The following is a 26,412-nucleotide window of genomic DNA, read 5'->3' on the forward strand; positions in this document are numbered from 1 at the left end:
GACATTAAGGTGGCTTTTCCCCTTACCGGTGCACCGGACACCGGTGACACCGCCTGGATGCTGGCGAGTTCAGCACTCGTATTGTTGATGACGCCCGGCCTGGCGTTCTTCTACGGCGGCATGGTCCGCTCGAAGAATGTGCTCAACATGATCATGATGAGCATCAGCGCCATGGGACTCGTCGGCGTGCTGTGGTCGCTGTACGGATACTCGGCCGCGTTCGGCGACAACAAATTCGGTGTGGTCGGTGATCCCGCGCAGTTCTTCGGCCTCAAGGGTCTGATCGGCGGCAATTCGGTTGCCGAGGTGAAGGATGCCAGCGGCGCCGTCACCACCGCGGCCGTGAATATCCCGCTCGCGGGCACCATTCCCGCGACCGTATTCGTCGCGTTCCAGCTGATGTTCGCGATCATTACGGTTGCCCTCATCTCGGGTGCGGTCGCCGACCGCCTGAAGTTCGGTTCCTGGCTGCTGTTCGCGGGTATCTGGGCGACGGTCGTCTACTTCCCGGTCGCGCACTGGGTCTTCGACTTCGATGTCAAGGATGCCGACGGCAACGTCGTGCACGAGGGCGGCTGGATCGCGAACAAGCTGCTCGCGGTCGACTTCGCCGGTGGTACCGCGGTCCACATCAACGCCGGTGCGGCGGGCTTGGCCCTGGTGCTCGTGCTCGGCAAGCGCAAGGGTTGGCCGAGCACCCCGTTCCGTCCGCACAACCTGCCGTTCGTGATGCTCGGCGCCGGTCTGCTGTGGTTCGGCTGGTTCGGATTCAACGCCGGTTCCGCGGTCACCTCGGGTGGTCTGGCCGGTTCGACCTTCATCACCACCACCCTCGCGACCTGCGCGGCGATGCTGGCCTGGCTGCTGGTGGAGAAGTTCCGCGACGGCAAGCCCACCTCGCTGGGTGCGGCCTCGGGTGTGGTGGCCGGTCTGGTCGCGATCACCCCGTCCTGTTCCTCGGTGAACGTGGTCGGCGCGCTGGCGATCGGCTTCGTGGCCGGTGCGGTGTGTGCGCTGGCGGTCGGCCTGAAGTTCAAGTTCGGCTTCGACGACTCGCTCGACGTGGTCGGCGTGCACCTCGTCGGCGGCATCATCGGCACCCTGATGGTCGGCCTGGTCGCCGCTCCGGAGGCGGGTGCGGGCAAGACCGGCCTGTTCTACGGCGGCGGTTTCGACCAGCTGTGGCGCCAGGCCGTCGGCGCCGGTGCGGTACTTGCGTTCTCCTTCATCGCGACCCTGATCATTGCCTATATCGTGAAGTTCACCATTGGGCTGCGCGCCAGCGAGGAAGCCGAGTCGGTGGGCATGGACGAGTCCGAGCACGCTGAAACGGCATACGATTTCGCTGCTGTGGGTGGCACGGCACGTTCCGCCGTCAAGGAGGCATGACGACATGAAACTGATCACCGCAATCGTCAAACCGTTCACTCTCGAGGACGTCAAATCCGGTCTCGAGCAGGCGGGTGTGCTGGGCATGACCGTCAGCGAGGTACAGGGCTACGGCCGCCAGAAGGGCCACACCGAGGTCTACCGCGGTGCGGAATACTCCGTGGATTTCGTTCCGAAGGTTCGGGTCGAGGTCGTCGTCGACGATGCCTCGGTCGACAAGGTCGTCGAGGTGATCGTCGAGGCCTCCCGCACGGGCAAGATCGGTGACGGCAAGGTCTGGGTCACCCCGGTGGAGTCGATCATCAGGGTCCGGACCGGGGAACGCGGTACCGACGCTCTGTAGGCAAATATCGAATCGAGCGGCGGCCCCGCTCCCACCGGATTGCCCGGTCGGGGCGGGGCCGTACGCATCTTGATGGGCGGTGGGTTTGTGGGTAGTCACGAGCAAGACAGCGGACAGGTAACCGAGGACGGCGGCACGAATGTCTCCAACGGCGCGGCCGATCTGGTCCGGGCACGTAATCAATTGCTCGAGGGCGGACTGCCCAGAAATCCACGGCTGGATGCCGAATCCCTGCGTTCGGCGCTGGTCGATCTGTTCGAACTGTGGCTGACCACCAAGGGCACCGAACTCGGCATCACCCGCGACAGCGGTCTGGCCGTGGTCGCCGTCGGTGGTCTCGGCCGCAAGGAGATGCTGCCGTATTCCGATCTGGATCTGGTGTTGTTGCACGACGATGTCGATCCGGCGCGGGTGGCCGAGGCGGCCGACCAGCTCTGGTATCCGCTATGGGACGCCCACATCAAACTCGATCACAGCGTGCGCACCGTTCCACAGGCGCTGCGCGTCGCATCCGGCGATCTCATCGCGGCCCTCGGCATGCTCGAGACCCGGCATATCGTCGGTGATATCGAGTTGAGCAATCTGCTCATCGGTGGGGTGCGCCGGGAATGGCGGACCGGGATTCGCTCGCGCTTCGACGAATTGATCGAACAGGCCGAGGCCAGATGGCAGCGCAGCGGCGCGATCGCCCATCGTGCCGAGCCCGATCTGAAGAACGGGCGCGGCGGACTGCGCGATATCCAACTGCTCGACGCACTCGCTATCGCCCAGCTGACCGATGCCATGCCCGGTCTCGGCCCGGACGTGCCGGGCGGCGGTCTGAAACACGCGCATCGGCGGTTGCTAGATGTTCGCACGGAGCTGCATCGGGTGGCGGGCCGGGCGCGCGATCAGCTGCGTGCCCAGGATGCCGACGAGATCGGCGCGGCGCTGCGCATCGGTGACCGCTTCGATCTCGCTCGCACCCTCAGCGATTCCGCGCGGACGGTGAGTTACTCCGTCGATGTCGGTCTGCGTACCGCCGCCAATGCGCTGCCGCGTCGTGGCCTCGCGCGATTGCGCCGCGTGCCGGTGCGTCGACCGCTCGATGAGGGGGTGGTCGAACATGCCGGTGAGGTCGTGCTGGCGCGGGACGCGCGACCGCAGCGCGATCCCGGACTGATCCTGCGGGTGGCCGCGGCCTCGGCGCAGACCGGGCTGCCGATGTCGGCGACGACGCTGAATCGGCTCTCCGAGGACGCGCCGGAACTGCGCGAGCCCTGGCCCAAGGACGCACTCAACGATCTGTTGATCCTGCTCGGCGCGGGACGCGGCGCCATCCACGCGGTCGAGGCACTGGACCGAACGGGCCTGTGGGGCAGGCTGCTTCCGGAATGGGGCGCGGTGCGGGACCTGCCGCCGCGCGATGTGCTGCACACCTGGACCGTGGACCGGCACCTGATGGAGACGGTCGCCTATGCCAGCGCGCTCAGCACTCGCGTCGCCCGTCCGGACCTGCTGATGTTGGGCGCGCTGCTGCACGATATCGGCAAGGGCCGGACGGGCGATCACAGCGTTGTCGGGGCCGAACTGGCCACCCATATCGGGCGGCGGCTCGGGTTGTGGCCGTCGGATGTGCAAACCCTCAGCGCGATCGCGCGGCACCATCTGTTGTTGCCGGACACCGCGACGCGACGTGACCTCGCCGATCCCGACACCGTGCAGTTCGTCGTGGACACCCTCGGCGGTGACGTGCAGCTGCTGGAACTGCTGCACACCCTGGCCGAGGCCGATTCGCTGGCCACCGGCCCCGGCGTCTGGGGCGATTGGAAGGCTTCGCTGATCGGTGAACTGGTGCGGCGCTGCCGCCTAGTGATGGCGGGGGATCAGCTGCCCGAGCCGGAGCCGATTGCGCCCGAGTTGCTGGCCAAGGCGGCGGCGGGTGGCGTGCATGTCGATCTGCGCTCGGGCGAGGGCAAGTACATCTACACCGTCACGGTGATCGCGCCGGACACCCCGGGTCTGCTCTCGGATGCCGCCGGGGTGCTGGCCCTGCACTCACTGCGGGTGCTCTCGGCCACCGTCGGCGGCGAAGGCCATTCGGCCATCAACACCTTCGTCGTCTCGCCCAAATTCGGTGACCCGCCGGATGTCGGGCTGTTGCGGCAGGAGCTGATCCGGGCCACGGCCGGCGATCTGGATCTGCACGCGCTGCTGGCCAAGCGTGAGCGCGAGGCCACCGGCGCCCGGCCGAGCCCGTATGCGCAGGCGCGGCCGCGGGTGATCTGGTCGGCCAACCCGACCGGCCAGTTGGTCCTCGAATTGCGCGCCGAGGACCGGATCGGGCTGCTCAGCAGGTTGGCGGCGGCGTTTGCCGAATGCGGTGCCGACGTGCGGTGGGCGAAGGTGGTGACGATGGGTTCCGCGGTGGTCGATGCCTTCGGTCTCGACCTGGTCGAGGACACCCCGGAGCGCCGCGAGACCGTGGAGAAGGCGATCTTGGCAGTGGTCCCCCGGCCGGCGCCGAAGCCACCCGAGGGCGTAGGTCCGCCCGGCGCGAGCACAGGTGCCTGACTCGAGCTAATTTACGTTTGCACATTATTTGCTGAATGTGTAGGCACTGGCCCCCTCGCGCCCTAGTATCAGAGCGTCTGGCTATCGCGAGCATGAGGGGAGCAGGTCGGTGGCAATTGAAGTCGTTTCGGCGTCGATGATGACGAGTGATGAGACCACGCATATGGCGCGCTGCGTCGGTGGTGACCGCTGGGTCGTCTCCTGGCTGCCCGGCCGGACACTGTCCGGACAACAGGCTGTCACCGCTATGACGATCGCCACCACCGTCGCCACGCACGATGTGCCGACGGGCACCGACTGGGCCATGCTCGACGACCTGGCCCTGGAACTGGGCCTGACCGCCCGCGAGGCGGTATTCATGGTTGCGCTGGAGAACCACGACTACCGCAAAACTGCCAAACCGCGCCGTCGCATACTCGAATAGTCCCTGGAAGGTGCACCGCTTGCGCGAACTGGTGGGCTGTCCCATTACCCTGGGATACCAAGTGACGTCCCACGAGATCAGGAGCGCGATCGGTGTTCGAATCCCTGTCCGACCGGCTTACCGGTGCCCTCAAGGATCTTCGCGGTAAGGGGCGTCTGTCACCGGCCGACATCGACGCCACCTGTCGCGAGATCCGTCTCGCCCTGCTCGAGGCCGACGTCGCGTTGCCCGTGGTCCGCGGTTTCATCGCGAAGATCAAGGAGCGGGCCAAGGGTGCGGAGGTCTCCGCCGCACTCAATCCGGCCCAGCAGGTCGTCAAGATCGTCAACGAGGAACTCGTCGGCATCCTCGGCGGCGAAACCCGCAGGCTGACCCTCGCCAAGAACCCGCCGACGGTGATCATGCTCGCCGGTCTGCAGGGTTCCGGTAAGACGACCCTGGCGGGCAAGCTCGCGAAATGGCTGAAGGGACAGGGCCATCAGCCCCTGCTGGTGGCCTGCGACCTGCAGCGCCCCGGCGCGGTGACCCAGCTCCAAGTGGTCGGTGAGCGCGCGGGTGCGCCGGTCTTCGCGCCGCATCCCGGCACCTCCATCGGTGGCGGCGACAATCCGCTCGGCATCTCGGCGGCCGATCCGGTCGCGGTGGCCGAGGCCGGTGTCGCCGAGGCTCGCAGCAAGCAATACGACGTGGTCATCGTCGACACCGCCGGCCGCCTCGGTATCGACGCCGAGCTGATGGCACAGGCCGCGGGGATCCGCGATGCGGTCGAGCCCGACGAGACGCTGTTCGTGCTCGACGCGATGATCGGTCAGGACGCCGTCAATACCGCGGAGGCATTCCGCGACGGCGTCGGCTTCACCGGTGTCGTGCTCACCAAGCTCGACGGTGACGCCCGCGGTGGCGCGGCGCTGTCGGTCCGCAATGTGACCGGTGCGCCGATCATGTTCGCCTCCACCGGTGAGAAGCTCGAGGACTTCGACGTCTTCCACCCGGACCGGATGGCCTCGCGCATCCTCGGCATGGGTGACGTGCTCAGCCTGATCGAGCAGGCCGAGCAGGTCTACGACCAGCAGCAGGCCGAGGAAGCCGCCCGCAAGATCGGCAGCGGCGAGATGACGCTCGAGGACTTCCTCGATCAGATGCTCGCCATTCGCAAGATGGGCCCCATCGGCAATCTGCTCGGCATGCTGCCCGGCGCGGGCCAGATGAAGGATGTGCTCGCCCAGGTCGACGATAAGCAGCTCGACCGGGTGCAGGCGATCATCCGCGGCATGACCCCGGCCGAACGCGCGAACCCGAAGATCATCAACGCATCCCGCCGCCTGCGCATCGCCAATGGCTCCGGCGTCCAGGTCTCCGAGGTCAACCAGCTGGTGGACCGGTTCTTCGAGGCCAAGAAGATGATGGCCATGATGGGCCGCCAGATGGGCCTGCCCGGCTCGCGGCGGGCCAATGCGAAGAAGGGCAAGAAGGGCAAGAAGGGTGGCCGCGGGCCGACACCGCCGAAGGTGCGCGGTGGCTTCCCGGGGATGCCTGGTATGCCCGCCGGTATGCCCGATCTGTCCGGTATGCCCGCCGGGTTGGACCAGTTGCCGCCCGGGCTCGAGGGTTTCGATATCTCGAAGCTGAACTTCCCCAAGAAGTAGGGCTCGGTCCGCAGCCGATGCTGTTGCGGCGCAGGACAGGTCGTGCCGCGTGCGTTCCGACATCGGACTTGCGCGCGGCCTTTGACGATGAATTCGTCCGGCTCGGCCGGGTGGCCGCTGCCCGGGTGCCCGGCGCGAAGTAAGGGCTGCACGGATGCCTGCGCCGACTGAAGCGTCGGGCGGGCGAACGAGGTGACCGTCAAGGGTGTCGGCACTAGGTTGGAGGCGGCCGACGACGTCGAGGAGGTTGCTTGTGCATCTGCGAGGTGTGGTTCTCCCTGATGCCGAGGTGCGTGACCTGTGGGTGCACGACGGCGTGGTGTCGTTCGAGCCGGTCGCGGGGGCCGAAACCCTGTGCGATGCGGGGTGGATCGTGCCGGGACTGGTCGATGCGCACTGTCATGTCGGAATCCGGTACGGCGGGGGAGACGAGGACCGGGCCGGGGCGATCGCACAGGCCGAAACCGAGCGGGACGCGGGCGCGCTACTGCTGCGTGACGCGGGTTCACCGATCGACACGCACTTCGTCGACGAGCACGAGGAACTGCCGAGGATCATCCGCGCTGGCCGCCATATCGCGCGACCGCGGCGCTATATCCGCGAGCTCGGGATCGAACTCGACGATGAGCGCGATCTGCCGGATATCGTCGCCGAGCAGGCTCGTTTCGGCGATGGCTGGGTGAAGATCGTCGGGGACTGGATCGACCGGTCGGTGGGCGATCTGCGGCCGCTGTGGAGCGATGCGATCCTGAAGGAGGCGATCGACGCCGCCCATGCCAATGGCGCGCGGGTGACGGCGCACGTCTTCGGCGAGGATGCGTTGCCGGGGCTGATCAATGCCGGTATCGACTGCCTCGAGCACGGCACCGGCCTCACCGACGACACCATCGAGATGATGGTCGAGCACGGCACCGCACTGGTGCCGACCCTCATCAATATCGACACCTTCCCCGAAATCGCTGCCGGCGCAGGCAAATTCCCCGTCTACGCCGCGCATATGCGCGATCTGCACGCGCGGGTCCGCCGCACAGTCGCCGATGCGCACGATGCGGGTGTGCCGATTTTCGCGGGCACCGATGCCGGCGGCTCCATCCGGCACGGCCGCATCGCCGACGAGATCGCGGCGCTGTCGGGGGCCGGGCTGTCGAAACACGATGCGCTCGGGGCCGCCTCCTGGAATGCCCGCGGCTGGCTGGGCCGAGCGGGCATCGAAGACGGCGCACCGGCGGATTTCGTTGTCTACCGGGAAGATCCACGTATCAACCCGGACGCTCTCACCGATCCCCAGTACGTCGTCCTGCGGGGCCGGGTCGTCAAAAGCCACAATCCGGTCACCGGCCACCGGTGACCTCTGCCGCGTACTCGGTGGGCGTTTGCGCAAGCTGCAGCTCGTGTGACGGCGGTCCGGGCACGTTGCTGCCCAGGTCAGCGAGTTGATACGAGCAAGAACCGGAAGTCGCGGCGGCGGGCGCGTATGGTCGGTTCGGTGACCATTCGCCTCGGTTATCAGATGCCCAACTTCAGCTATGGCCAGCCCGTCAGCGAACTCTTTCCGACCGTGGTAGCGCAGGCCAGGGAGGCCGAAGCCGCAGGCTTCGACACCGTCTTCGTAATGGACCACTTCTACCAGTTGCCCGGTCTCGGTGCGCCGAGCGATCCGATGCTGGAGTCATACACCGCACTGTCCGGCATCGCCGCGTCTACCGAACGAATTCAGTTGTCGGCGTTGGTAACCGGCAATACCTACCGCAATCCCGCGCTGCTCGCCAAGACCGTCACCACCCTCGATCTGGTGAGCGGTGGCCGGGCCGTGCTCGGTATCGGCGCGGGCTGGTTCGAACTCGAGCATCAGTCCTATGGCTTCGAATTCGGCACCTTTACCGAACGATTCCAGCGCCTCGACGAGGCACTGCAGATCATCACACCGATGCTGCGCGGCGAACATTCGACCTTCGAGGGCAAGTGGTACCACACCGATAACGCCATGAACGAGCCCCGGCTGCGCAACGATCTGCCGATCCTGCTCGGTGGCGGGGGCGAGAAGAAGACCTTCGCGCTGGCGGCCCGGTTCGCCGATCACATCAATATCATCGCCAACGCCTCCGAACTCCCGCGCAAGATCGAGGCGCTGCACCAGCGTTGCGCCGAAATCGGCCGCGACCCGGCGACTTTGGAAACCAGCTTCCTCTGCTTCCTGATGATCGATGAAGACGGCGACCGCGCGCGCAAACAACAGCAGGATCTGCTGCGCGGCATCGGCGTCGACCTGTCCACCCTCTCCGAGGACGAACGCAAGCAGACCATCGCCGACCGCCAATTCGTCGGCAGTCCAGCCGAAGTCGCCGAGCAACTGCAGACCCGGGTGCTCGACACCGGTGTCCAAGGCCTCATCGTCAATATGGTGACCACCGGTCACGAACCCGGTGCTGTCGAGCTCGCGGGCCGCACGCTCGCGCCACTGGTTCGCTAGGGCGGTCTCGACTCGGCCTGCGGATGCTCGGTCGAGCATGGACGCTCGGGCAGTGGCCGCCACCAATCTATGGCGCTCCATCGACCAGTCCGGCAACAGCCAGGAGACCACCGCCGCCGGTGCGATCGACGTCACCATCCGCCCACTCGGGTGGCGAATGTGGTGGGGCAGCCCCTTCATGTCCACGAAGGCAGTCGCCGGCTCAGCACCCCTCTGAACTCGACTCTCCCCGCGGAAAGGGCCGCTCGCGATGCACCCGGGCGGACCCCGACCGACTTGTCCCGCCACCGCTGGGTCCCTGTCGAGCGGGCCGGTTCCGCTCCGGCGTTGTCCTTGCTCCGCTTGCCGCCCAGGCCCCATGAAATCCGAACGTCGACACAGGTTAGTCACCGCGCACGCGATCGCGGGCGCGGTGACGATAGCCGTATGCCTATCCGGTGATTACGATTCCGGCCGATCCGGTCGGTCCGCGCAAAGCTGGGCGTGGCCGCTTGCGGGCGCAACTGATGGCGCGATTTCAGGTGAGAGTGGCCGGTCTGGCAGAATGGACCATCGTCCTTCCTGGACAAGTGTCAGCCCGTCTCCGGTTACGTGCCGCGCGGCGGTCACACACTCCAAGCGCAAAACCGGGCTCGCAGACCGTGCGGGTCGCTGAATTGTGCCGTGACCAACCACTGAAAGGCAGATACAGCACATGGCTGTTCGCATCAAGCTCACCCGCCTCGGCAAGATCCGCAACCCGCAGTACCGCGTGGTCATCGCCGACGCCCGCACCCGTCGTGACGGCCGCGCCATCGAGAACGTCGGCAAGTACCACCCGAAGGAAGAGCCGTCGCTGATCGAGATCAACTCCGAGCGCGTGCAGTACTGGCTGGGTGTCGGCGCGCAGCCGACCGAGGCCGTGCAGCGCCTGCTGGAGATCACCGGCGACTGGCAGAAGTTCAAGGGCCTGCCGGGCGCCGAGGGCACCCTGAAGGTGAAGGCCCCGAAGCCGTCCAAGCTGGACCTGTTCAACGCCGCGCTGGCCGCCGCCGATAACGAGCCGGTCGCCGAGGCCGTCACCCCCAAGAAGAAGGCCGCCAAGAAGGACGAGGCCGCCGAGACCGAGGCTGCCGAGTAATGTCCGCTGTCGTCGCCGATGCTGTGGAACATCTGGTTCGCGGCATTGTCGCCAATCCGGATGACGTCCGGGTCGAGCTGATCACAGGCCGCCGCGGACGCACCGTCGAGGTGCACGTCAATCCCGAGGATCTGGGCAAGGTGATCGGTCGCGGCGGTCGTACCGCGACCGCGCTGCGCACCCTGGTCGCCGGTATCGGCGGCCGGGGCATCCGGGTCGACGTGGTCGATACCGACGCCTAGATGGAACTCGTCGTAGGCCGGGTCGCCAAATCGCACGGTGTGCGCGGCGAACTGGTCGTCGAGGTACGCACCGATGATCCCGACGCGCGCTTCGCACCCGGTGCGCGGCTGCGCGGTCGGGCGGCACGGTCCAACGAAGTCCGTGAGTTCACCGTGGAGTCGGCCCGAGAACATTCGGGCCGACTTCTCGTGCAGCTGGTCGGGGTCTCCGATCGCACTGCCGCCGATGCGCTGCGCGGCACGCTGTTCATCGTGGACAGCGCGGATCTGCCGCCGTCGGAGGATCCGGACGAGTATTACGACCACGAGTTGGAGGGGCTCAGCGTTCAGCTCACCGATGGCACTGTCGTCGGCGAGGTCACCGAGGTGCTGCATTCGGCCGCGGGTGAACTGCTTTCGGTGCGTGCCGCGGACGATGGCCGCGAAATTCTGATTCCGTTCGTCACGGCCATTGTGCCGACGGTCTCGCTGGCCGATCACCTCGTCGTCATCGATCCGCCCGAAGGCCTGCTCGATCCTGAGTAGCGGCGTGCGCCTACGCCGATGGGCGCGATCAGTAGGTATCTCCCGCCAGAAGCAGGGGGCAGCATGAAACTCGATGTCGTCACGATCTTTCCGGAGTATCTGGAGCCGCTGCGAACGGCGTTGCTGGGCAAGGCGATCGACAAGGGGCTGATCTCGCTCGACGTACACGATCTGCGTCGCTGGACCCACGACGTGCACAAATCCGTGGACGACTCGCCTTACGGCGGCGGACCGGGCATGGTCATGAAGCCGACCGTCTGGGGTGACGCCCTCGACGAGGTGTGTCCCGATGACGCGCTGCTCGTGGTGCCCACGCCCGCCGGGGTGCCCTTCACCCAGGCCATCGCCCAACGCTGGGCGAGCGAGAAGCACCTCGTATTCGCTTGCGGCCGTTACGAAGGCATCGATCAACGCGTCTTCGACGACGCCGCCCGCCGGGTTCGCGTCGAAGAGGTCAGCATCGGCGACTACGTTCTCATCGGCGGCGAGGCCGCGGTCCTCGTCATGGCCGAGGCCGTGGTTCGACTGCTCCCCGGCGTGCTCGGCAATCAGCAATCCCACCAGGAGGATTCATTCTCCGACGGACTGCTCGAAGGCCCCAGCTACACCCGTCCGGTCTCCTGGCGTGGTCTGGATGTTCCGCCGATCCTGCTGTCCGGAGATCACGCCAAGGTCGCCGCATGGCGGCGCGAACAGTCGCTGGCCCGGACTCGCGAACGGCGTCCGGATCTGCTCGCCGACTACGACGACTGAGCCTCGCTGCGGCCCGGCCTATTCGGGTGTCGTAACCGAAATCTCCGAATGTGCGGATATCAATCCGTCAATGAATGTATCGTTAACTAACGGTACGTTAAACGACGGGTAGGTGGCTGTGCGGACAGTAACGGGGCTCGGGACGGTGCGTCGAGTGGTGGCCTCGACCCTCATCGGCGGCGCGATGATGGTCGTATCGGATCTTGGTGCGCCAGAACTTATTGTGATCAGAGCCGCCGCCGATCGGGACACGTATGACCGCGACTCCGACCGCGAGGGCCAGCGCGGCCGCAGCAGCAACCATGGCCAGTACAAAGGGCGCGGCGAGCGTCCCTGCCAGTACACCCCCGAAGGGTTTTGCACCGGCGGGCGTTGACCACAGTGAGCGCGCGCGATAGCGCCCGTCAGGGCAGTAAACCGTGGCGGCGGGCGGTGACGACGGCCTCGTGGCGCGAGTGTGCGTCCAGTTTGGTCATCGCGTTGCGCAGATAGCTCTTGACCGTCTCCGTGCCGAGGGAAAGGCGTTGGGCGGCTTCCTGATTGGTGCAGCCGAGCGCGATCTGGGAGAGCACGTCCAGTTCGCGGCGAGATAGGCGCGGGGCGTCCGGCGACGAGGCGCCGACCAGGACCCGGGTGAGGCGTTCGCAGATCGAGTGCAGGCGTTCGCGGAGTTGTTCATCCGCGGCCGAGCGGGCCGCGCCGCGGAGTTCGGCGCTGATATCGCGGAGTTCCTCGGCGACGGCGGGGGCGGTATCGGGCGCGGGGATCGTCATTTCCAACAAGCGCAGGCGGCGGTCGACCTCGTCGCGGATGGTGATCTCGGTGGCCAGGCGGCGACTGGCCTCGACGACCAGATCCGCGGTGCGGTCGCCGAGCGGGGTGCCGCCGCGGTTGGCGGCGTAGAGCACCGCGCGGGAGCGGTTGTCGACCACCACGGGGACCGCGACGACCGATCGGATGCGCTCACCGGAGACCGGGCCGTCGTAGTGGTGGGTGATCGAGGAGGCACTGCGGTAGTCGGCGACCGAGGCCGGGCGGCGCATGTCCATGACCCGGCCGCCGAGTCCGGAGGTGCGCAGCACGGTGAGTCCGCGCAGACCGTTGGTAACGGTGCCCACGAATTCGGTGAGCAGCAATGCGTCGTCGTGCACCTCGCCGCCGAATACCACCGGCACACCCGCCTTGGTCGCCACCCAGCGGATCTCGGAGCGCAGCGCGTCGCCGTCGCGCGGGCGCAGCAGGGCGCTGGTGTGGGTCAAAAGACTCACCCCTTTTCGGGGGTAGTGCCGGACGTGATGTGACCCACATCCTATTGGAGATCGAGGTGGCCTGGATCACCGATGAGGAGAGGCGAGATGACTGCGGACCTGAGCGCGCGCGTGCGCGAGTTACTGGAGACCTACGGCCGACCCGACGCCAGTGCGGCGGATCTGCTGTGCGACCGGCACCCCGCCGATCAGGTCGCGTTCACCGTCGTCGATCCCGATCTGACCTCGACCGACCTCACCTACGGTGAGCTGCGCGAACGCTCCCAGCGCTTTGCGGCCGCCCTCGCCGACCTCGGCGTCGAGCCGGGCGCCCGAGTCGCGACGCTGATGTCGAAGTCCGCGGATCTGGTGGTGGCGCTGCTCGGCATCTGGCGTCGCGGCGCGGTGCACGTCCCGCTCTTCACCGCCTTCGCCCCGCCCGCCATCGCCTTCCGCCTCGAGGCCAGCCGTGCCTCGCTCGTCATCGCGGACGCGGATCAGGCGAGCAAGCTGGTCCCCGGTGACGACATCCCGGCCGAGCCGACGTGGCGGGTCATCATCGCGGGGGACGGTCGCGCATCAGCGACCGTCCCAGCCCAGGACTGGGCCGAAATGCCGATAGCGAGCTCGGCTGCCGAGGAGCGAGTCGGTGCCGTTGCGACAGTCACGGAGCATGCCGCCGAGGAGCGGTTGGGTGCTGCTGTGACTGCGGGGCGCCGCGCCGAGGCGCAGACAGGCGACGCTACGCCTACTGCGGGCCGCGACGCCGAGGAACCGGCGGCGACACCGCTGCGGTTCGCGGATTTGCTCGCGCAGTATTCCGCTGATGACCCGCGAGCCGCCGCCGCGACCGTCGGTGGCGACGGGCTGCTGGTCCAGCTGTTCACCAGCGGCACTACGGGCACTCCGAAGGGCGTGCCGATTCCGGTGCGCTCGCTCGCGGCATTCCATGCGTACCAGGAGTTTTCGCTCGACGTGCGCGCGGACGACGTCTACTGGAATGCGGCCGATCCGGGTTGGGCGTACGGCCTGTACTGGGCGATTCTGAGCCCGCTGGCCTCCGGCATCCGCAGTCTGCTGCTGCACGCCGCGTTTTCCGCACCGCTGACCTGGCGGGTACTCGAACGGTTCGGCGTCACCAATTTCACCGCCGCGCCGACGGTCTACCGCGCCTTGCGCGCCGATAGCGCCGCTGCCCCAACAAATCTCCGGCTGCGGCGGGCCTCGTCGGCGGGCGAACCGCTGACCCCCGATGTGGTGACCTGGTCGGTCGATACCCTCGGCGTCGCGGTTCGCGACCACTACGGGCAGACCGAACACGGCATGCTCATCTGCAATTCCTGGCACGATGCGCTGCGGGTGGACGCACCCCCGGGCTCGATGGGGCGCACGATGCCGGGTTGGCATTGTGCGGTACTCGCCGACGATGCCGATATCGAAGCGCCGATCGGCGAGTTGGGCCGGGTCGCCATCGATACCGAACGCAGCCCGCTGCTGTGGTTCATCGGCTATCTCGACGCTCCGGAACGCACCGCACAGCGCTACACCGCGGACGGCCGCTGGTATCTGACCGGTGATGCCGGATCACAGGATGCGGATGGCTTCTTCCACTTCTCGGCCCGCGACGACGATGTCATCATCATGGCCGGATACCGCATCGGCCCATTCGAGGTCGAGAGCGTGCTGGTACTGGACGAGCGGGTGGTAGAGGCCGCAGTGGTCGGCATGCCCGATGAACTGCGTGGCGAGGTGCTGGAGGCATTCGTGGTGCTGCGCAACGGTTTCGAGGGGAATGCCGAACTCGAGGCCGAATTGCAGACCCTGGTGAAACGGAAGTTCGCCGCGCATGCCTACCCACGCAAGGTGCATTTCGTGGACGCGCTGCCCAAGACGCCCAGCGGCAAGGTGCAGCGGTTCATCCTGCGGCAGCAGGGGGTTCGGTGATGTCCACACGTCCGAGTTACGCATCCGGCACCGCGGAAACCCCGCTGCTCGGCGACACCATCGGCGACGACTTCGACCGCATGGCCGCCGCCTACGCGGACCGAGAAGCGTTGGTGGACTGTCCCACCGGTCGTCGCTGGACCTACCGCGAACTCGCCGCCGCGATCGACGCGCTCGCGACCGGGCTATCGATGCATGGCATCGGCAAAGGTGACCGCGTTGGCATCTGGGCGCCGAACTGCGCGGAGTGGTTCCTCACCCAGTACGCCACCGCGAAACTCGGTGCGATCCTGGTCAATATCAACCCGGCCTACCGCACCAGCGAACTGGAGTACGTAGTGCGCCAGGCCGGTGTGCGTCTGCTGATCGCCGCGCCGGAATTCAAGACCTCGGACTACGTCGCCATGATCGAGCAGGTACGCCCGGCGTGTCCGGGGCTGGAACAGGTGCTGGTGCTCGGCACGCCCGAATGGGATGCGGTGGCACGGACCGATATCGATGCCGAGCGACTGGCGGCGATCGCCGCGACGCTGTCCACGGACGACCCCATCAATATCCAATACACCTCCGGCACAACGGGTTTCCCCAAGGGGGCGACGCTCAGTCACCACAACATCCTCAATAACGGCTACTTCGTCGGCGAACTCTGCGGCTACACCGAACAGGACCGGATCTGTGTGCCGGTGCCGTTCTACCACTGCTTCGGCATGGTCATGGGCAACCTGGCGAGCACCAGTCATGGTGCGGCCGTGGTGATTCCGGCACCCTCATTCGATCCGGTCGCAACCTTGGACGCGGTCGTGGCGGAGCGGTGTTCCTCGCTCTACGGTGTGCCGACGATGTTCATCGCGATGCTCGCGGAGCTGGATTCGGGCACCGATGTCGACCTGTCCAGTCTGCGCACCGGCATCATGGCCGGATCACCGTGCCCGGTCGAGGTGATGAAGCGGGTGATCGATCGCATGGGGATGAGCGAGGTGTGCATCTGTTACGGCATGACCGAAACCTCCCCGGTATCGACGCAAACCCGCCGCGATGACAGCATCGACCGCCGCACCGCGACCGTCGGCCGGGTAGGACCGCACCTGGAGGTCAAAATCATCGACCCCGCAACAGGTTTGACGGTGCCGCGTGGTGCACCCGGTGAACTGTGCACCCGGGGCTATTCGGTGATGCTCGGCTACTGGTCCGAAGCGGAGAAGACCGCCGAGGCCATCGACGCCGCCCGCTGGATGCATACCGGCGATATCGGTGTCATGGACCACGACGGATACCTGGCCATCACCGGCCGGATCAAGGACATGGTGATCCGTGGCGGCGAGAATATCTACCCGCGTGAGATCGAGGAGTTCCTCTACACCCATCCGGACATCCTCGACGCCCAGGTGATCGGCGTCCCCGATCCGAAATACGGCGAAGAGCTGATGGCCTGGATCCGAATGAAGGACGGCACAACACCATTGGACGCCGACGCGGTCCGCGCGTTCTGCACCGGCAGGCTCGCGCACTTCAAGATCCCGCGCTATGTCCACGTCGTCGAGGAATTCCCGATGACCGTCACGGGCAAGATCCGCAAGGCTGAAATGCGTGAGCTGGCTGCGGCAATGCTCGCCTCTTCGGACGCGCGCAGACCGAGCGACCGCTGATTTCGTGAGTGAGCTGTCCAGGGCCATGCTCGACCTGCCCGACCGACGGTGACACGGCGGAATTCGGGCATGCCCGTACCGGTTTACCTGGGCGTGGGCCGTTTGTCAGGCGACAACGGTAGTGTCTCGGGCGTGACGACAGCGCCCGAGATCGCCAGTTCAGCGACGAACACCGACACGACCGCCGCCGCACCGGCCGCGACCAGAGTGCTGGCCAGCGTGGGCCAGCGCATCGCCGATGAGCTCGGCGTGCGCGAGAGTCAGGTCCGCGCCGCCGTCGAGCTGCTGGATGCCGGCTCGACCGTGCCCTTCATCGCGCGGTACCGAAAAGAGGTCACCGGTGGCCTCGATGACGCCCAGCTCCGCCAGCTCGACGAGCGCCTGAGCTATCTGCGCGAACTCGACGAGCGCCGCGGCGCCATCATCGAATCCATCAAGGGCCAGGGCAAACTCGACGACGCACTGCTCGGGCAGTTGATGATGGCCGAGACCAAGGCCCGCCTCGAGGACATCTACCTGCCGTACAAGCCGAAGCGGCGCACCAAGGCGCAGATCGCCCGCGAGGCCGGTCACGAGCCGGTCGCCGATGCGCTGATCGGCGATCCGACCACCGATCCGGCGCAGTACACCGCCGAACAGCTCGACGGCGCCCGCGCCATCCTGGTGGAGCGTTTCGCCGAGGACGCCGACCTGGTCGGCGAACTGCGCGAGCTGATGTGGAACCGCGGTCAGGTCAGCTCGAGCGTGCGCGCGGGCAAGGAGGAGGCGGGCGCGAAGTTCGCCGACTACTTCGAGTTCAGTGAGCCGTTCAGCAAGCTGCCCTCACACCGGATCCTCGCGCTGCTGCGCGGCGAGAAGGAAGAAATCCTGCAACTACAGCTCGAGCCGGATACGGAGGAACTCGAACCGGGCGAGCGGTCGGTCTACGAGGGCCGGATCGCGGTGAAGTTCGCTATCGCCGATCGCGGGCGGGCCGCCGACAACTGGCTGCTGGACACGGTGCGCTGGGCGTGGCGCACGAAACTTCAAGTGAGCCTTGGTATCGACACCCGCATGCGGCTGCGTCAGGCGGCCGAGAAGGACGCCGTCGATGTCTTCGCCGCGAACCTGCGTGACCTGCTGCTCGCCGCACCCGCGGGCACCCGCGCCACCATGGGCCTGGATCCGGGCTACCGCACCGGCGTGAAGGTCGCGGTCGTCGATGCGACCGGCAAGGTCGTCGCCACCGAGGTCATCTACCCGCACAAGCCGCAGGGACAGACCGAGAAGTCCCTTGCCGTACTCGGTGCGCTGGTGGCCCGGTTCGGCGTCGAGCTCATCGCCATCGGCAATGGCACCGCCTCGCGCGAGACCGATGCCCTTGCCGCCGAACTGATCTCGCGCATTCCGGAGAACAAGCCGACGAAGATCGTGGTGTCCGAGGCGGGCGCGTCGGTGTACTCCGCATCGGCCTACGCCTCGCAGGAACTACCGGATATGGATGTCTCGCTGCGCGGTGCGGTATCGATCGCCCGCCGTCTGCAGGACCCGCTGGCCGAGCTGGTGAAGATCGACCCGAAGTCCATCGGGGTCGGCCAGTACCAGCACGATGTCTCCGAAACGCTGCTGGCCCGCTCGCTCGGCGCGGTGGTCGAGGATGCGGTGAACGCGGTCGGTGTCGATGTCAATACCGCATCGGTGCCGCTGCTGTCGCGAGTATCGGGCATCGCCAACTCGATCGCCGAGAGCATTGTGGCGCACCGTGATCAGCACGGTCCGTTCCGCAGCCGCACGGCGCTGCTGGACGTGCCGCGCCTCGGCCCGAAGGCCTTCGAACAGTGCGCGGGCTTCCTGCGCATCCGCGGCGGTGACGATCCGCTCGACACCTCCGCCGTGCACCCCGAGGCCTATCCGGTGGTGCGGCGCATCCTGGAATCGACCGGACGCGGCATGTCGGAACTGATCGGCAATACCGCGACACTGCGCGCGCTGAAGCCCGTCGATTTCACCGACGAGAAGTTCGGTATCCCGACCGTCACCGACATCATCACCGAACTCGAGAAGCCGGGCCGCGACCCGCGTCCGGAGTTCAAGACCGCCGAATTCGCGGCGGGCGTGGAGAAGGTCGCCGACCTCGAGCCGGGCATGGTGCTCGAGGGGGTGGTCACCAATGTGGCCGCCTTCGGCGCTTTCGTCGATGTCGGCGTGCACCAGGACGGACTCGTGCACGTCTCGGCCATGTCGCACAACTTCGTCAAGGATCCGCGCGAGGTCGTGAAGTCCGGCGACGTCGTCAAGGTGAAGGTGCTCGAGGTCGATGTCGCGCGCCAGCGCATCGGGCTGTCGCTACGGCTGGACGACGAACCGGGTGCGGCCAAGGCCGACGGCGGTCGGGGCCGTGGCCAGGGTGGTCGGGGTGGAGCCGATCGCGGCGGGCAGCGGCAGAATGGTCAGGGTAAGCAACAGGGTCAGGTGCGCCAGCAGAATCAGGGCCGCAACCAGGGCAACCAGCGTCGCAACGCACCCGCGCCGAGCGGTTCGATGGCGGATGCGCTGCGCCGGGCAGGTTTCGGACAGTAGGGCGATACGGGCGGAGGTTGTAGGCGGCCATGCGACGGTGGCTCGAAGATGATGTGATCGCGCATGGTCGTCTGCCGCTGCTGTGCTTTCTGCTCGGGTTCATCGTCGGGTTCCTGCTGATCCGGCTCAGCGTTCGGTTGATCCGCAAGCAGGTCCGCTGGTGGCCCGGAAATCTGCGCTCCGGCGGCGTGCACATCCACCACATGGTGTTCGGGGTCATCCTCGTGCTGTTGTCCGGCATCGGGTTGGTCACGACGTACCAGAGCGCCGATACGCTCACCGCGAGCCTGCTCGCCGCCGCCTTCGGTGTCGGTGCGGCCCTCACCCTCGACGAATTCGCGCTGATCTTCTATCTGCGCGATGTGTACTGGGAGGAACAGGGGCGCACCTCGGTCGACGCGGTCTTCGTCGCGCTCGCTGTGACCGGACTGCTACTGCTCGGCTTCCACCCACTGTGGTTATTGGATGTCAATGACTTCCGCCGTGACCCCAGCGTCCGGATCTCCATCGTCGTTTTCGCGGTGGTGAACCTCGCGCTCGCGGCCATCGTCATCGCGAAAGGCAAGATCTGGACCGGCCTGTTCGGCATGTACTTCCTACCCCTGCTCGTCGTAGGCGCACTACGCCTGAGCAGACCGGGTGCACCATGGGCCCGCTGGCGCTACCCCGGCAAGCGACGACTGATGTACCGCGCGATCGTCCGCGAACGCCGATACCGCCGCCCGGTAATCCGAGCGAAGATCTTCGTACAAGACCTGGTCGCAGGAAAGCCCGACGTAGTCCACGTCCGCGAGGCCGCCGAAGCCGAACTGGCCCGCACTGTACTCCCAGCCCCACCCGCCCCCGCCCACTGGCACCTCCCCATGCCCGACCACTTCCACCACAACTAAGTGTCTCTACCTGACGAGAATGCGCTGGTACAGGGGCGTTCTCGACGTTTACCCGCACCAGCGCATTCTCACGGGGTGGTTCGGGGGAGGCGGGTGGGGTCGGAGAGGAGGTCGATGGCGGTGATTTTGTTGTTGGTGATGGTGAAGGCCAGGAGCGAGATGGGGGTGGCGTTGATGGTGTTGAGTAGGCCGGGGTGGCCGTTGACGAGGACTGGGTGGGAGAGGGTGGCGTTGGCGGCGCGGTGGAAGGTGTCGAGTTGGCCGGCTATTGCGGTTGCGCCGCGCAAGACGCGCATGCCGGGGAAGAGGGCTCCGGCGTCGGCGCGCAGCACTACGTCGGGGTCGAGGATGGCCAGTAGGGCTTCGAATTCGCCGCCGTGTCGACCCGGGACAGTCGTAACCAGCCCTCCTGTACCGCATCCTCGGCCTCGCTCAGCGAACCGAGCATGCGATAGGCCACCGCGATCAGGTGCGGGCGATGCGCTTCGAATCGGTCGGCCAAATCGTTTTCGTCCACAAAGGTCTCCTCGACGTCGCTCGAAGAGATGACTGAACGAATCCCGCGAATGTGACATCGCAGGCCGTCGGCAGGCGTGGTCGTTACCTTCATGGGCCGCGATACGTCACACAGATATGAACCTTGAAAAGACCTCCCGCCCGGCCCGACTTGCCTACCTGGGCGCCACCGGCGTCCTGTTGACCGAAACGCTGGTCGGCTCCTACTGGGATCTCGCGCGAATCTCCCACGTCCGCGAGGTATTCGAGCGACTCGAGTACCCGATGTACTTCGCGACCATCATGGGCGTCGCGAAGGCCGCCGCAGTCGCCGCGATCGTGGTGCCGGGCTTCCCGCGCGCCGAGGAATGGGCGTACGCGGGACTGACCTTCGTCTACGGCGGCGCGGCCGCCTCCCATATCGCGGTCGGTGACGAGCCGAAGACATGGCTCGGACCGCTGGGCTTCGCCGGCATCACCCTCGCCTCCTGGGCCCTGCGCCCGGCCGCATCGCAGCGGCTGGGACTGCTCCGCCGCCGGTCGGTCGCGTGACCGAGCACCCGAGACGAATTGATCATGGATGGACGCCTATGGCTACACTCGGCGGCGCGCGGCCTTCGGGTTCAGCGCCCCGGAGAACGATCGCCTCGCGGCGGCCGTGCACCGTGCGGCCATCCGCTGAGCCGAGGCAGGGCGGGGGCGATTTCTCCGGTGACCCGCCGATCTGGCACAATGCACAGGTTGCCCTGGGTGCTTTCGGCCCATGGAGCACCCCTTATTCGGAGCATGAACCGGTCGAGTACGCCAGTGCCGCCAGGGTCCTCTGCTCGCGCGAACATCAGAAGGATGAAATGAACACCCTTGACTTCGTCGACGAAAAGTCGCTGCGCAGCGACGTCCCCGACTTCCGGCCGGGTGACACGCTCAACGTGCACGTGAAGGTCATCGAAGGCTCGAAGGAGCGCATCCAGGTCTTCAAGGGCGTCGTGATCCGGCGCCAGGGCGGTGGCATCCGCGAGACCTTCACCGTCCGCAAGGTGTCGTTCGGTGTCGGCGTGGAGCGCACCTTCCCGGTGCACAGCCCGAACATCGACCACATCGATGTCGTGACCCGCGGTGATGTCCGCCGGGCCAAGCTGTACTACCTGCGCGATCTGCGCGGCAAGGCTGCCAAGATCAAGGAAAAGCGCTGACCTTGTAGCACAACGCAGCTCGGCACGATAGTTCTTCAGTAGCCCGGCACCGGACGTGAGTCATGGTGCCGGGCTAATCTGTTCGGCGTGGCAGACGAAAGTGGGTCGATGACTGTGTCCGGTTCGGACGACGAGGGTGCGGGCGGTCGCTCGCGACGCACGAAGCGCAAGCAACGTCCCTTCTGGCAGGAACTGCCGGTCCTCATTGTCATCGCCGCGGTGATCGCGGCCTTGATGGTCAGCTTCGTCGGGCGCCCGTATGTCATTCCGTCGCAGTCGATGGAAGAGACCCTGCTCATCGGCGACCGCATCTATGTAGAGAAGCCGAGCTATTACTGGGGCAATCCCGAACCCGGTGATGTCGTGGTGTTCGTCGGTCCGCCGTCGTGGAATACCCGCTACCAGTCCATCCGGTCGAGCAACGTCGTCGTGCGCGGCGTGCAGAACTTCTTCTCCTTCTTCGGGCTCGTGCCGCCGGATGAGAACGATCTGGTGAAGCGGGTGATCGCCGTCGGCGGCCAGACCGTGCAGTGCTGTGACGCACAGGGCCGGGTCCTGGTGGACGGCAAGCCCTTGGACGAGCCGTATGTCAAGAACGACTACCCGTGGTATCCCGGACAGCAGAATGCGACCTACCCCGCGGGCCGGGTGTTCGGCCCGGTGAAGGTGCCCGAGGGCAACCTGTGGGTGATGGGCGATAACCGGAACCAGTCCGCCGACTCGCGCGCCCACGTCAGTGACAATCTGCAGGGCACCGTCCCGATCGACAATGTCCGCGGTAAAACCGTCTTCAAGATCTGGCCGCCCACCCGCATCGGTCCGGTGAAAGCGCAGGATCCCCAGACGAACTGATCGGTGCGGGCCGCAGGATAATTGGACGGTGGGGCAGGGTCGAGTGGCACAGGTTAAGGGCGCGACTCCGGGCAACGGGTGGCCGCCGCGGGTCGTCATGCGTCGGGCAGGCGGATTGCGCACTCTGGAAGCGGCGCTGATCCGCAGCGGACTAGGACCCGTCGCGGGTGTCGACGAGGCCGGGCGGGGACCCTGCGCCGGACCGCTGGTGGTCGCCGCCTGCCTGCTCGCTCCCAAGGCATACGACAAGCTGGCCGGACTCGACGATTCCAAGAAGCTCACCGAATCGGTGCGCGAGCAGCTGTACCCGGTCATCACCCGGCTGGCGCTGGCCTGGAAGGTCGTGGTCGTTCCGGCCTGGGAGATCGACTCCATCGGCATCCATGTCGCCAATATCGAAGGCATGCGCCGCGCCGTCGCCGGGCTCGGGCGGACGCCGGGGTATGTGCTCACCGACGGATTCCGCGTGCCCGGTATTCCGGTGCCGTCGCTGCCGGTCATCGGCGGTGACGCGGCCGCGGCCTGCATCGCGGCGGCGAGCATTCTGGCCAAGGTGACCAGGGACCGGATAATGGTCGAACTCGATGAGCGCTTTCCCGGCTATGGTTTCGCCGCGCACAAGGGCTACAACACGCCCGAACATACCGCCGCGCTCGAACGGCTCGGACCGAGCAGTGAGCACCGCCGATCCTGGCGCAATGTGCGGGAGGTAGCGGGTTTGCGGCCGGTCGCCGCCGCCGAATACGCCGACGCGGTACTGGCCGATGAGGTTTTGGCCGGTGCGGTTCTGGTCGACGGCGCCGAACCGGATAGCCGAGTGGCTACCGACCCGGCGCATGCGAGATGATGTCAACATACGCAGTGCGGCGAGAAGGAGGACGTCCCACCCGATGAGTGCCGAGGACCTGGAGAAATACGAAACCGAGATGGAGCTCTCGCTATATCGGGAGTACAAGGACATCGTCGGTCAGTTCTCGTACGTGGTGGAGACCGAGCGCCGCTTCTACCTGGCCAACTCCGTCGAATTGCGGCCGCAGAACGCCGACGGCGAGGTGTACTTCGAGGTGCGCATGAGCGACGCCTGGGTATGGGATATGTACCGGCCGGCGCGCTTCGTGAAGCATGTCCGGGTGATCACGTTCAAGGACGTGAACATCGAGGAGTTGGAAAAGCCGGATCTGCGGTTGCCAGAGTAAGCGCCCGCGCTGCCGGGTGGTCGCGTAGGCGCCGATCCGGCTGTATAGCACGGGGCACCGACAAATACGTCGCGTGTGAGTACCGGTTGCTCGGGTTGTCCACAGTTCGGCGGGTATCCACAGGTTTTCTGTCGGCCCAGGTCGCTGCCGCTGACCGGCGCTGCGGTCCGCGCACGATGAGCTGGTGGCAGATAACCAGGCGCTCGGCGCACGAGGGGAAGAACTGGCGGCACGATTCCTGCAGGCCGCCGGGATGGAGATCATCGGCAGGAATTGGCGGTGCAAATACGGCGAACTGGATCTGATCGCCAAGGACGCCGAGGTCACCGCCTTCGTCGAGGTGAAAACGCGGACCGGGGCCAAGTTCGGCACGCCCGCCGAGGCGGTCACCTTCGATAAACAGCAGCGGATACGGCGGCTGGCCCTGGTGTGGTTGGCCGAGCAGGACGGTCCGTGGCGCAATATCCGATTCGATGTCATTTCGGTATTGCTGCATCGCGGCCACCGCCCGATCATCGACCACCTGAAAGCCGTGTTCTGATGGCGCTGGGGGTGGCGTATTCGGTCGCCGTGACCGGGGTGGACGGTCAACTGGTCGAGATCGAAGCGGATATCGGACAGGGCCTGCCCTCGGTGCATCTGGTCGGACTGCCCGACACCGCGCTGCAGGAATCCCGCGATCGAGTGCGCTCGGCGGTGGCGAATACGGGGGAGAAGTGGCCGGACGGCCGGGTGATTCTGGCGTTGTCCCCGGCGACCTTGCCCAAAATCGGCAGCGTCTACGATCTGGCCCTTGCGGTCGCGGTCCTCGACGCGGCGGGCGCGATTCCCTCCGATCGGCTCGGAAAGACCGTACTGCTAGGGGAATTGGCGCTCGATGGCCGGGTCCGCCGCGTGCGCGGCATACTGCCCGCGGTGATCGCGGCGCGCAATGCGGGCTGGTCTCGGGTGATCGTGCCGGAATCCGCGCTGGCCGAAGCCGGGCTGGTGGATGGCATCGAGGTCTTCGGCGCGGCCAGCCTGCGCACCGTCGTCGCGTGGCTGCGTGGCGAGGGCGTCCTCCTCGAACCCCATGGCATCCTGCCCGATACCGTTCGCTGCGGCGGCGATCTGAGCGAGGTGGTCGGCCAGGAAGAGGCTCGGTGGGCGCTGGAGGTGGCCGCGGCGGGCGGTCATCACCTGCTGCTCACCGGGCCGCCCGGAATCGGCAAAACCATGTTGGCGCAACGTCTTCCGGGTCTGCTGCCGCCGCTCACCGAATCCGAAGCCCTCGAGGTGACGGCCATCCACTCGGTCGCCGGCGCGCTCTCCGACGACCATCCCTTGATCACCATGCCGCCCTTCGTCGCGCCCCATCATTCGACCTCGGCCAGCGCCATGGTCGGCGGCGGATCGGGGACCGCACGCCCGGGTGCGGTCAGCCGCGCCCACCGGGGCGTGCTGTTCCTCGACGAATGTGCCGAGATCGGCACCAAGGTGCTGGAAGCGATGCGAACTCCCTTGGAAGAGGGCGAAGTTCGCATCGCCCGCCGCGACGGAGTGGCGCGCTATCCGGCCCGCTTCCAACTGGTGCTCGCCGCGAACCCCTGCCCCTGCGCCCCCGCCCGCGATGTCGACTGCATCTGCCCGCCGCTCGCCCGCCGCCGATACCTCGGCAAACTATCCGGACCGCTGATGGATCGCATAGATATCTGGGTCCAGATGCACGGCCACTCGGGCGCGTCGTTCGCCGCCGAGGAGGCCGAGAGCAGCGAGATCGTACGCGGCCGAGTCGCGGCGGCAAGGCAAGCGGCAGCACACCGTTGGAGGGAGTTCGGCTGGGCCACCAACGCCGAAGTCCCCGGCCACATCCTCCGCCAACGATTCCGACTCCCCCACGAAGCAACCGGCCCCGTAGAGGCCGCCCTCCGCCTCGGCCGCCTCTCCGCCCGCGGCGCCGATCGCGCGATCCGCGTCGCCTGGACAATCTCCGACCTGCGCGGCGCGGACCGTCCCGGAGCGCAGGATGTACTGGCGGCGTTGAACTTTCGACAGCGGGGGGCACAGTGACAGCGGGTTGGGGAGTGGGGTCATCGGAATCTGGGGCCGTGTGCGACAGGGCCGATCCAGCGGTCGTCGCAGTGCGTACGTCCTGCTGCGGCATCGGCCTGGGCTGGTGTGCGGGATGTGTTGGCGGCGTTGAACTTCCGCGGCCGGTGCGCAATGAATGAGGAGTGGACGGTGGGGGCGTCGGTCGCACAAAGGCAGGCGACGGCGGGCCGTGGCGTCCCCGGAGCGGATTGCGGATCGGCGGCGGGAGCCGATGCGGTATTTGCACCTGGGTGGGCGGGTGTGGCATCGATCTGCGTTGCGGCGGGCACTGCGGCCGCTGTCCGGGAGGCGGGCAAATCGATCGATCCGCGTGTGGCGGGAGAGGAGATCGTTACTTCGGGGCAAAGGGAGGCGACGGTGGAGGGTGGCTCGACTGCTTCGGCGCGTGCGGAAATGGCTGGCGCCGATGGTTGTGCGGCGGCGAAGTCGATGGGTGCGGGGCTGGAAGCGGCTCGTATTCTGGCGAGTTGTCGTCACTGCGAGATGTGCGGGCGATCGGGGGCGGGGATTGCCGCCGGGCGGGCGCAGCGAACGCTTCGCGGTGTGTTGGCGCGGCAATGGTCGATCGGTTGGCTGCGGTGCAGGGCTGGGCGATGGCTGCCTGCGGCAGGACTGATCCAGCGGCGGTCGCTGTGTGCATGTTCTGCTGCGGCGTCGGTCGATGGCGCGCGGGATATGTTTGGCGGCGTCGAACTTCCGCGGCGGAGTGCGCGATGAATGAGGACTGGACGGCCAGGGCGTCGGTAGCAGACGAGCATGCGGCGGGCGGCGGCATCCCCGGGGCGGATTGTGGATGGGCGGCAGGTGCTGAGGGGGCGGATGTGGGATATGCAC

Annotated in this window: 26 protein-coding genes and 1 pseudogene; 24 read left to right on the forward strand and 3 right to left on the reverse strand. The window is 66.8% G+C overall.

Annotated features, from left to right (window positions below; genetic code table 11):
- Positions 1–9: 9 nt before the first annotated feature.
- The 13 genes from ACQP2D_RS11365 to ACQP2D_RS11425 all read left to right on the forward strand — a co-directional run bounded on the left by ACQP2D_RS11365 (position 10) and on the right by ACQP2D_RS11425 (position 11,841).
- Complete coding sequence (locus ACQP2D_RS11365; RefSeq protein WP_433683675.1) at positions 10–1,389, forward strand: ammonium transporter; 1,380 nt, start codon at positions 10–12, stop codon at positions 1,387–1,389.
- Positions 1,390–1,393: 4 nt separating this feature from the next.
- The gene (locus ACQP2D_RS11370; RefSeq protein WP_040868325.1) at positions 1,394–1,732 is read left to right on the forward strand and encodes a P-II family nitrogen regulator; all 339 of its coding nucleotides are present in this window, start codon (positions 1,394–1,396) and stop codon (positions 1,730–1,732) included.
- A gap of 72 nt (positions 1,733–1,804) precedes the next feature.
- Entirely contained in the window at positions 1,805–4,285 is a 2,481-nt protein-coding gene (locus ACQP2D_RS11375) for a [protein-PII] uridylyltransferase (protein ID WP_433683676.1), read from the forward strand.
- 109 nt (positions 4,286–4,394) lie between these two features.
- A complete protein-coding gene (locus ACQP2D_RS11380; protein WP_433683677.1) occupies positions 4,395–4,709 on the forward strand; it encodes a hypothetical protein in 315 nt (104 codons plus the stop codon).
- Between the two features lie 92 nt (positions 4,710–4,801).
- The gene (ffh, locus tag ACQP2D_RS11385; RefSeq protein WP_433683678.1) at positions 4,802–6,355 is read left to right on the forward strand and encodes a signal recognition particle protein; all 1,554 of its coding nucleotides are present in this window, start codon (positions 4,802–4,804) and stop codon (positions 6,353–6,355) included.
- Between the two features lie 253 nt (positions 6,356–6,608).
- Positions 6,609–7,703 carry an amidohydrolase family protein gene (locus ACQP2D_RS11390; RefSeq protein ID WP_433683679.1) on the forward strand — a complete coding sequence of 365 codons (1,095 nt, stop codon included), beginning with the start codon at positions 6,609–6,611 and terminating at the stop codon, positions 7,701–7,703.
- Between the two features lie 138 nt (positions 7,704–7,841).
- Positions 7,842–8,825, forward strand: a complete 984-nt coding sequence (locus ACQP2D_RS11395; RefSeq protein WP_433683680.1) for an LLM class F420-dependent oxidoreductase — start codon at positions 7,842–7,844, stop codon at positions 8,823–8,825.
- Positions 8,826–8,877: 52 nt separating this feature from the next.
- On the forward strand, positions 8,878–9,042 hold the full coding sequence (locus tag ACQP2D_RS11400) for a hypothetical protein (protein WP_433683681.1): 165 nt from the start codon (positions 8,878–8,880) through the stop codon (positions 9,040–9,042).
- A 477-nt stretch (positions 9,043–9,519) separates the two neighbouring features.
- The gene (gene rpsP, locus ACQP2D_RS11405; protein WP_355177470.1) at positions 9,520–9,945 is read left to right on the forward strand and encodes a 30S ribosomal protein S16; all 426 of its coding nucleotides are present in this window, start codon (positions 9,520–9,522) and stop codon (positions 9,943–9,945) included.
- Positions 9,945–10,187 (forward strand): RNA-binding protein, encoded by a 243-nt coding sequence (locus tag ACQP2D_RS11410; protein ID WP_327101130.1) that lies wholly within the window; start codon positions 9,945–9,947, stop codon positions 10,185–10,187. The genes rpsP and ACQP2D_RS11410 overlap by 1 nt, the downstream gene beginning before the upstream one ends.
- Positions 10,188–10,712, forward strand: a complete 525-nt coding sequence (gene rimM, locus ACQP2D_RS11415; protein ID WP_433683682.1) for a ribosome maturation factor RimM — start codon at positions 10,188–10,190, stop codon at positions 10,710–10,712.
- Between the two features lie 63 nt (positions 10,713–10,775).
- A complete protein-coding gene (gene trmD, locus ACQP2D_RS11420; RefSeq protein ID WP_433683683.1) occupies positions 10,776–11,465 on the forward strand; it encodes a tRNA (guanosine(37)-N1)-methyltransferase TrmD in 690 nt (229 codons plus the stop codon).
- A 154-nt stretch (positions 11,466–11,619) separates the two neighbouring features.
- Positions 11,620–11,841, forward strand: coding sequence for a hypothetical protein (locus ACQP2D_RS11425; RefSeq protein ID WP_433683684.1), 222 nt, complete (start codon positions 11,620–11,622; stop codon positions 11,839–11,841).
- A gap of 28 nt (positions 11,842–11,869) precedes the next feature.
- On the opposite strand, the gene ACQP2D_RS11430 is transcribed toward ACQP2D_RS11425, so the two are convergent.
- A complete protein-coding gene (locus ACQP2D_RS11430) occupies positions 11,870–12,724 on the reverse strand; it encodes a response regulator transcription factor (RefSeq protein WP_433683685.1) in 855 nt (284 codons plus the stop codon).
- A gap of 96 nt (positions 12,725–12,820) precedes the next feature.
- Here ACQP2D_RS11430 and ACQP2D_RS11435 point away from each other — a divergent pair, with 96 nt between their 5' ends.
- The 4 genes from ACQP2D_RS11435 (at position 12,821) to ACQP2D_RS11450 (ending at position 19,751) form a co-directional block, all read left to right on the forward strand.
- Complete coding sequence (locus tag ACQP2D_RS11435; protein ID WP_433683686.1) at positions 12,821–14,656, forward strand: AMP-binding protein; 1,836 nt, start codon at positions 12,821–12,823, stop codon at positions 14,654–14,656.
- Positions 14,656–16,302 (forward strand): AMP-binding protein, encoded by a 1,647-nt coding sequence (locus ACQP2D_RS11440; RefSeq protein WP_433683687.1) that lies wholly within the window; start codon positions 14,656–14,658, stop codon positions 16,300–16,302. Before ACQP2D_RS11435 ends, ACQP2D_RS11440 begins: the two co-directional genes overlap by 1 nt.
- Before the next feature lie 150 nt (positions 16,303–16,452).
- Positions 16,453–18,861: a Tex family protein gene (locus ACQP2D_RS11445; protein WP_433685612.1), complete on the forward strand. Its 2,409-nt coding sequence runs from the start codon at positions 16,453–16,455 to the stop codon at positions 18,859–18,861.
- Between the two features lie 29 nt (positions 18,862–18,890).
- Positions 18,891–19,751, forward strand: a complete 861-nt coding sequence (locus ACQP2D_RS11450) for a hypothetical protein (RefSeq protein ID WP_433683688.1) — start codon at positions 18,891–18,893, stop codon at positions 19,749–19,751.
- Positions 19,752–19,819: 68 nt separating this feature from the next.
- Here ACQP2D_RS11450 and ACQP2D_RS11455 read toward each other — a convergent pair whose 3' ends face one another.
- Both ACQP2D_RS11455 and ACQP2D_RS11460 read right to left on the reverse strand, forming a co-directional pair.
- Positions 19,820–20,047 (reverse strand): hypothetical protein, encoded by a 228-nt coding sequence (locus ACQP2D_RS11455; protein ID WP_433683689.1) that lies wholly within the window; start codon positions 20,045–20,047, stop codon positions 19,820–19,822.
- Between the two features lie 83 nt (positions 20,048–20,130).
- Positions 20,131–20,268, reverse strand: a pseudogene (locus ACQP2D_RS11460) (sigma factor); the annotation flags it as partial.
- Between the two features lie 116 nt (positions 20,269–20,384).
- On the opposite strand from ACQP2D_RS11460, the gene ACQP2D_RS11465 reads away from it, so the two are divergent.
- From ACQP2D_RS11465 to ACQP2D_RS11495, 7 genes are all read left to right on the forward strand, one after another.
- Positions 20,385–20,798 carry a DoxX family protein gene (locus ACQP2D_RS11465; RefSeq protein WP_433683690.1) on the forward strand — a complete coding sequence of 138 codons (414 nt, stop codon included), beginning with the start codon at positions 20,385–20,387 and terminating at the stop codon, positions 20,796–20,798.
- A 299-nt stretch (positions 20,799–21,097) separates the two neighbouring features.
- Complete coding sequence (rplS, locus tag ACQP2D_RS11470; RefSeq protein ID WP_011210681.1) at positions 21,098–21,439, forward strand: 50S ribosomal protein L19; 342 nt, start codon at positions 21,098–21,100, stop codon at positions 21,437–21,439.
- 108 nt (positions 21,440–21,547) lie between these two features.
- Complete coding sequence (gene lepB, locus ACQP2D_RS11475) at positions 21,548–22,291, forward strand: signal peptidase I (protein WP_433683691.1); 744 nt, start codon at positions 21,548–21,550, stop codon at positions 22,289–22,291.
- Between the two features lie 43 nt (positions 22,292–22,334).
- Positions 22,335–23,138, forward strand: a complete 804-nt coding sequence (locus tag ACQP2D_RS11480) for a ribonuclease HII (protein WP_433683692.1) — start codon at positions 22,335–22,337, stop codon at positions 23,136–23,138.
- Between the two features lie 43 nt (positions 23,139–23,181).
- Positions 23,182–23,487, forward strand: a complete 306-nt coding sequence (locus tag ACQP2D_RS11485; RefSeq protein WP_011210678.1) for a DUF2469 domain-containing protein — start codon at positions 23,182–23,184, stop codon at positions 23,485–23,487.
- 184 nt (positions 23,488–23,671) lie between these two features.
- A complete protein-coding gene (locus ACQP2D_RS11490; RefSeq protein WP_433683693.1) occupies positions 23,672–24,028 on the forward strand; it encodes a YraN family protein in 357 nt (118 codons plus the stop codon).
- Positions 24,028–25,536 (forward strand): YifB family Mg chelatase-like AAA ATPase, encoded by a 1,509-nt coding sequence (locus ACQP2D_RS11495; RefSeq protein ID WP_433683694.1) that lies wholly within the window; start codon positions 24,028–24,030, stop codon positions 25,534–25,536. The genes ACQP2D_RS11490 and ACQP2D_RS11495 overlap by 1 nt, the downstream gene beginning before the upstream one ends.
- Positions 25,537–26,412: the final 876 nt, after the last annotated feature.

It is taken from the genome of Nocardia sp. CA-119907 (assembly GCF_050955995.1).
In the GTDB taxonomy this organism is placed as follows: Bacteria; Actinomycetota; Actinomycetes; order Mycobacteriales; family Mycobacteriaceae; genus Nocardia.

Coding starts and splice junctions, on each gene's coding strand:
- ACQP2D_RS11370 (WP_040868325.1), top strand. CDS start 1,394: ATGAAACTGATCACCGCAATCGTCAAACCGTTCACTCTCGAGGACGTC.
- ACQP2D_RS11375 (WP_433683676.1), top strand. CDS start 1,805: ATGGGCGGTGGGTTTGTGGGTAGTCACGAGCAAGACAGCGGACAGGTA.
- rpsP (WP_355177470.1), top strand. CDS start 9,520: ATGGCTGTTCGCATCAAGCTCACCCGCCTCGGCAAGATCCGCAACCCG.
- ACQP2D_RS11410 (WP_327101130.1), top strand. CDS start 9,945: ATGTCCGCTGTCGTCGCCGATGCTGTGGAACATCTGGTTCGCGGCATT.
- rimM (WP_433683682.1), top strand. CDS start 10,188: ATGGAACTCGTCGTAGGCCGGGTCGCCAAATCGCACGGTGTGCGCGGC.
- trmD (WP_433683683.1), top strand. CDS start 10,776: ATGAAACTCGATGTCGTCACGATCTTTCCGGAGTATCTGGAGCCGCTG.
- ACQP2D_RS11435 (WP_433683686.1), top strand. CDS start 12,821: ATGACTGCGGACCTGAGCGCGCGCGTGCGCGAGTTACTGGAGACCTAC.
- ACQP2D_RS11440 (WP_433683687.1), top strand. CDS start 14,656: ATGTCCACACGTCCGAGTTACGCATCCGGCACCGCGGAAACCCCGCTG.
- ACQP2D_RS11450 (WP_433683688.1), top strand. CDS start 18,891: ATGCGACGGTGGCTCGAAGATGATGTGATCGCGCATGGTCGTCTGCCG.
- ACQP2D_RS11455 (WP_433683689.1), bottom strand. CDS start 20,047: ATGCGCGTCTTGCGCGGCGCAACCGCAATAGCCGGCCAACTCGACACC.
- ACQP2D_RS11465 (WP_433683690.1), top strand. CDS start 20,385: ATGAACCTTGAAAAGACCTCCCGCCCGGCCCGACTTGCCTACCTGGGC.
- rplS (WP_011210681.1), top strand. CDS start 21,098: ATGAACACCCTTGACTTCGTCGACGAAAAGTCGCTGCGCAGCGACGTC.
- lepB (WP_433683691.1), top strand. CDS start 21,548: ATGACTGTGTCCGGTTCGGACGACGAGGGTGCGGGCGGTCGCTCGCGA.
- ACQP2D_RS11485 (WP_011210678.1), top strand. CDS start 23,182: ATGAGTGCCGAGGACCTGGAGAAATACGAAACCGAGATGGAGCTCTCG.
- ACQP2D_RS11495 (WP_433683694.1), top strand. CDS start 24,028: ATGGCGCTGGGGGTGGCGTATTCGGTCGCCGTGACCGGGGTGGACGGT.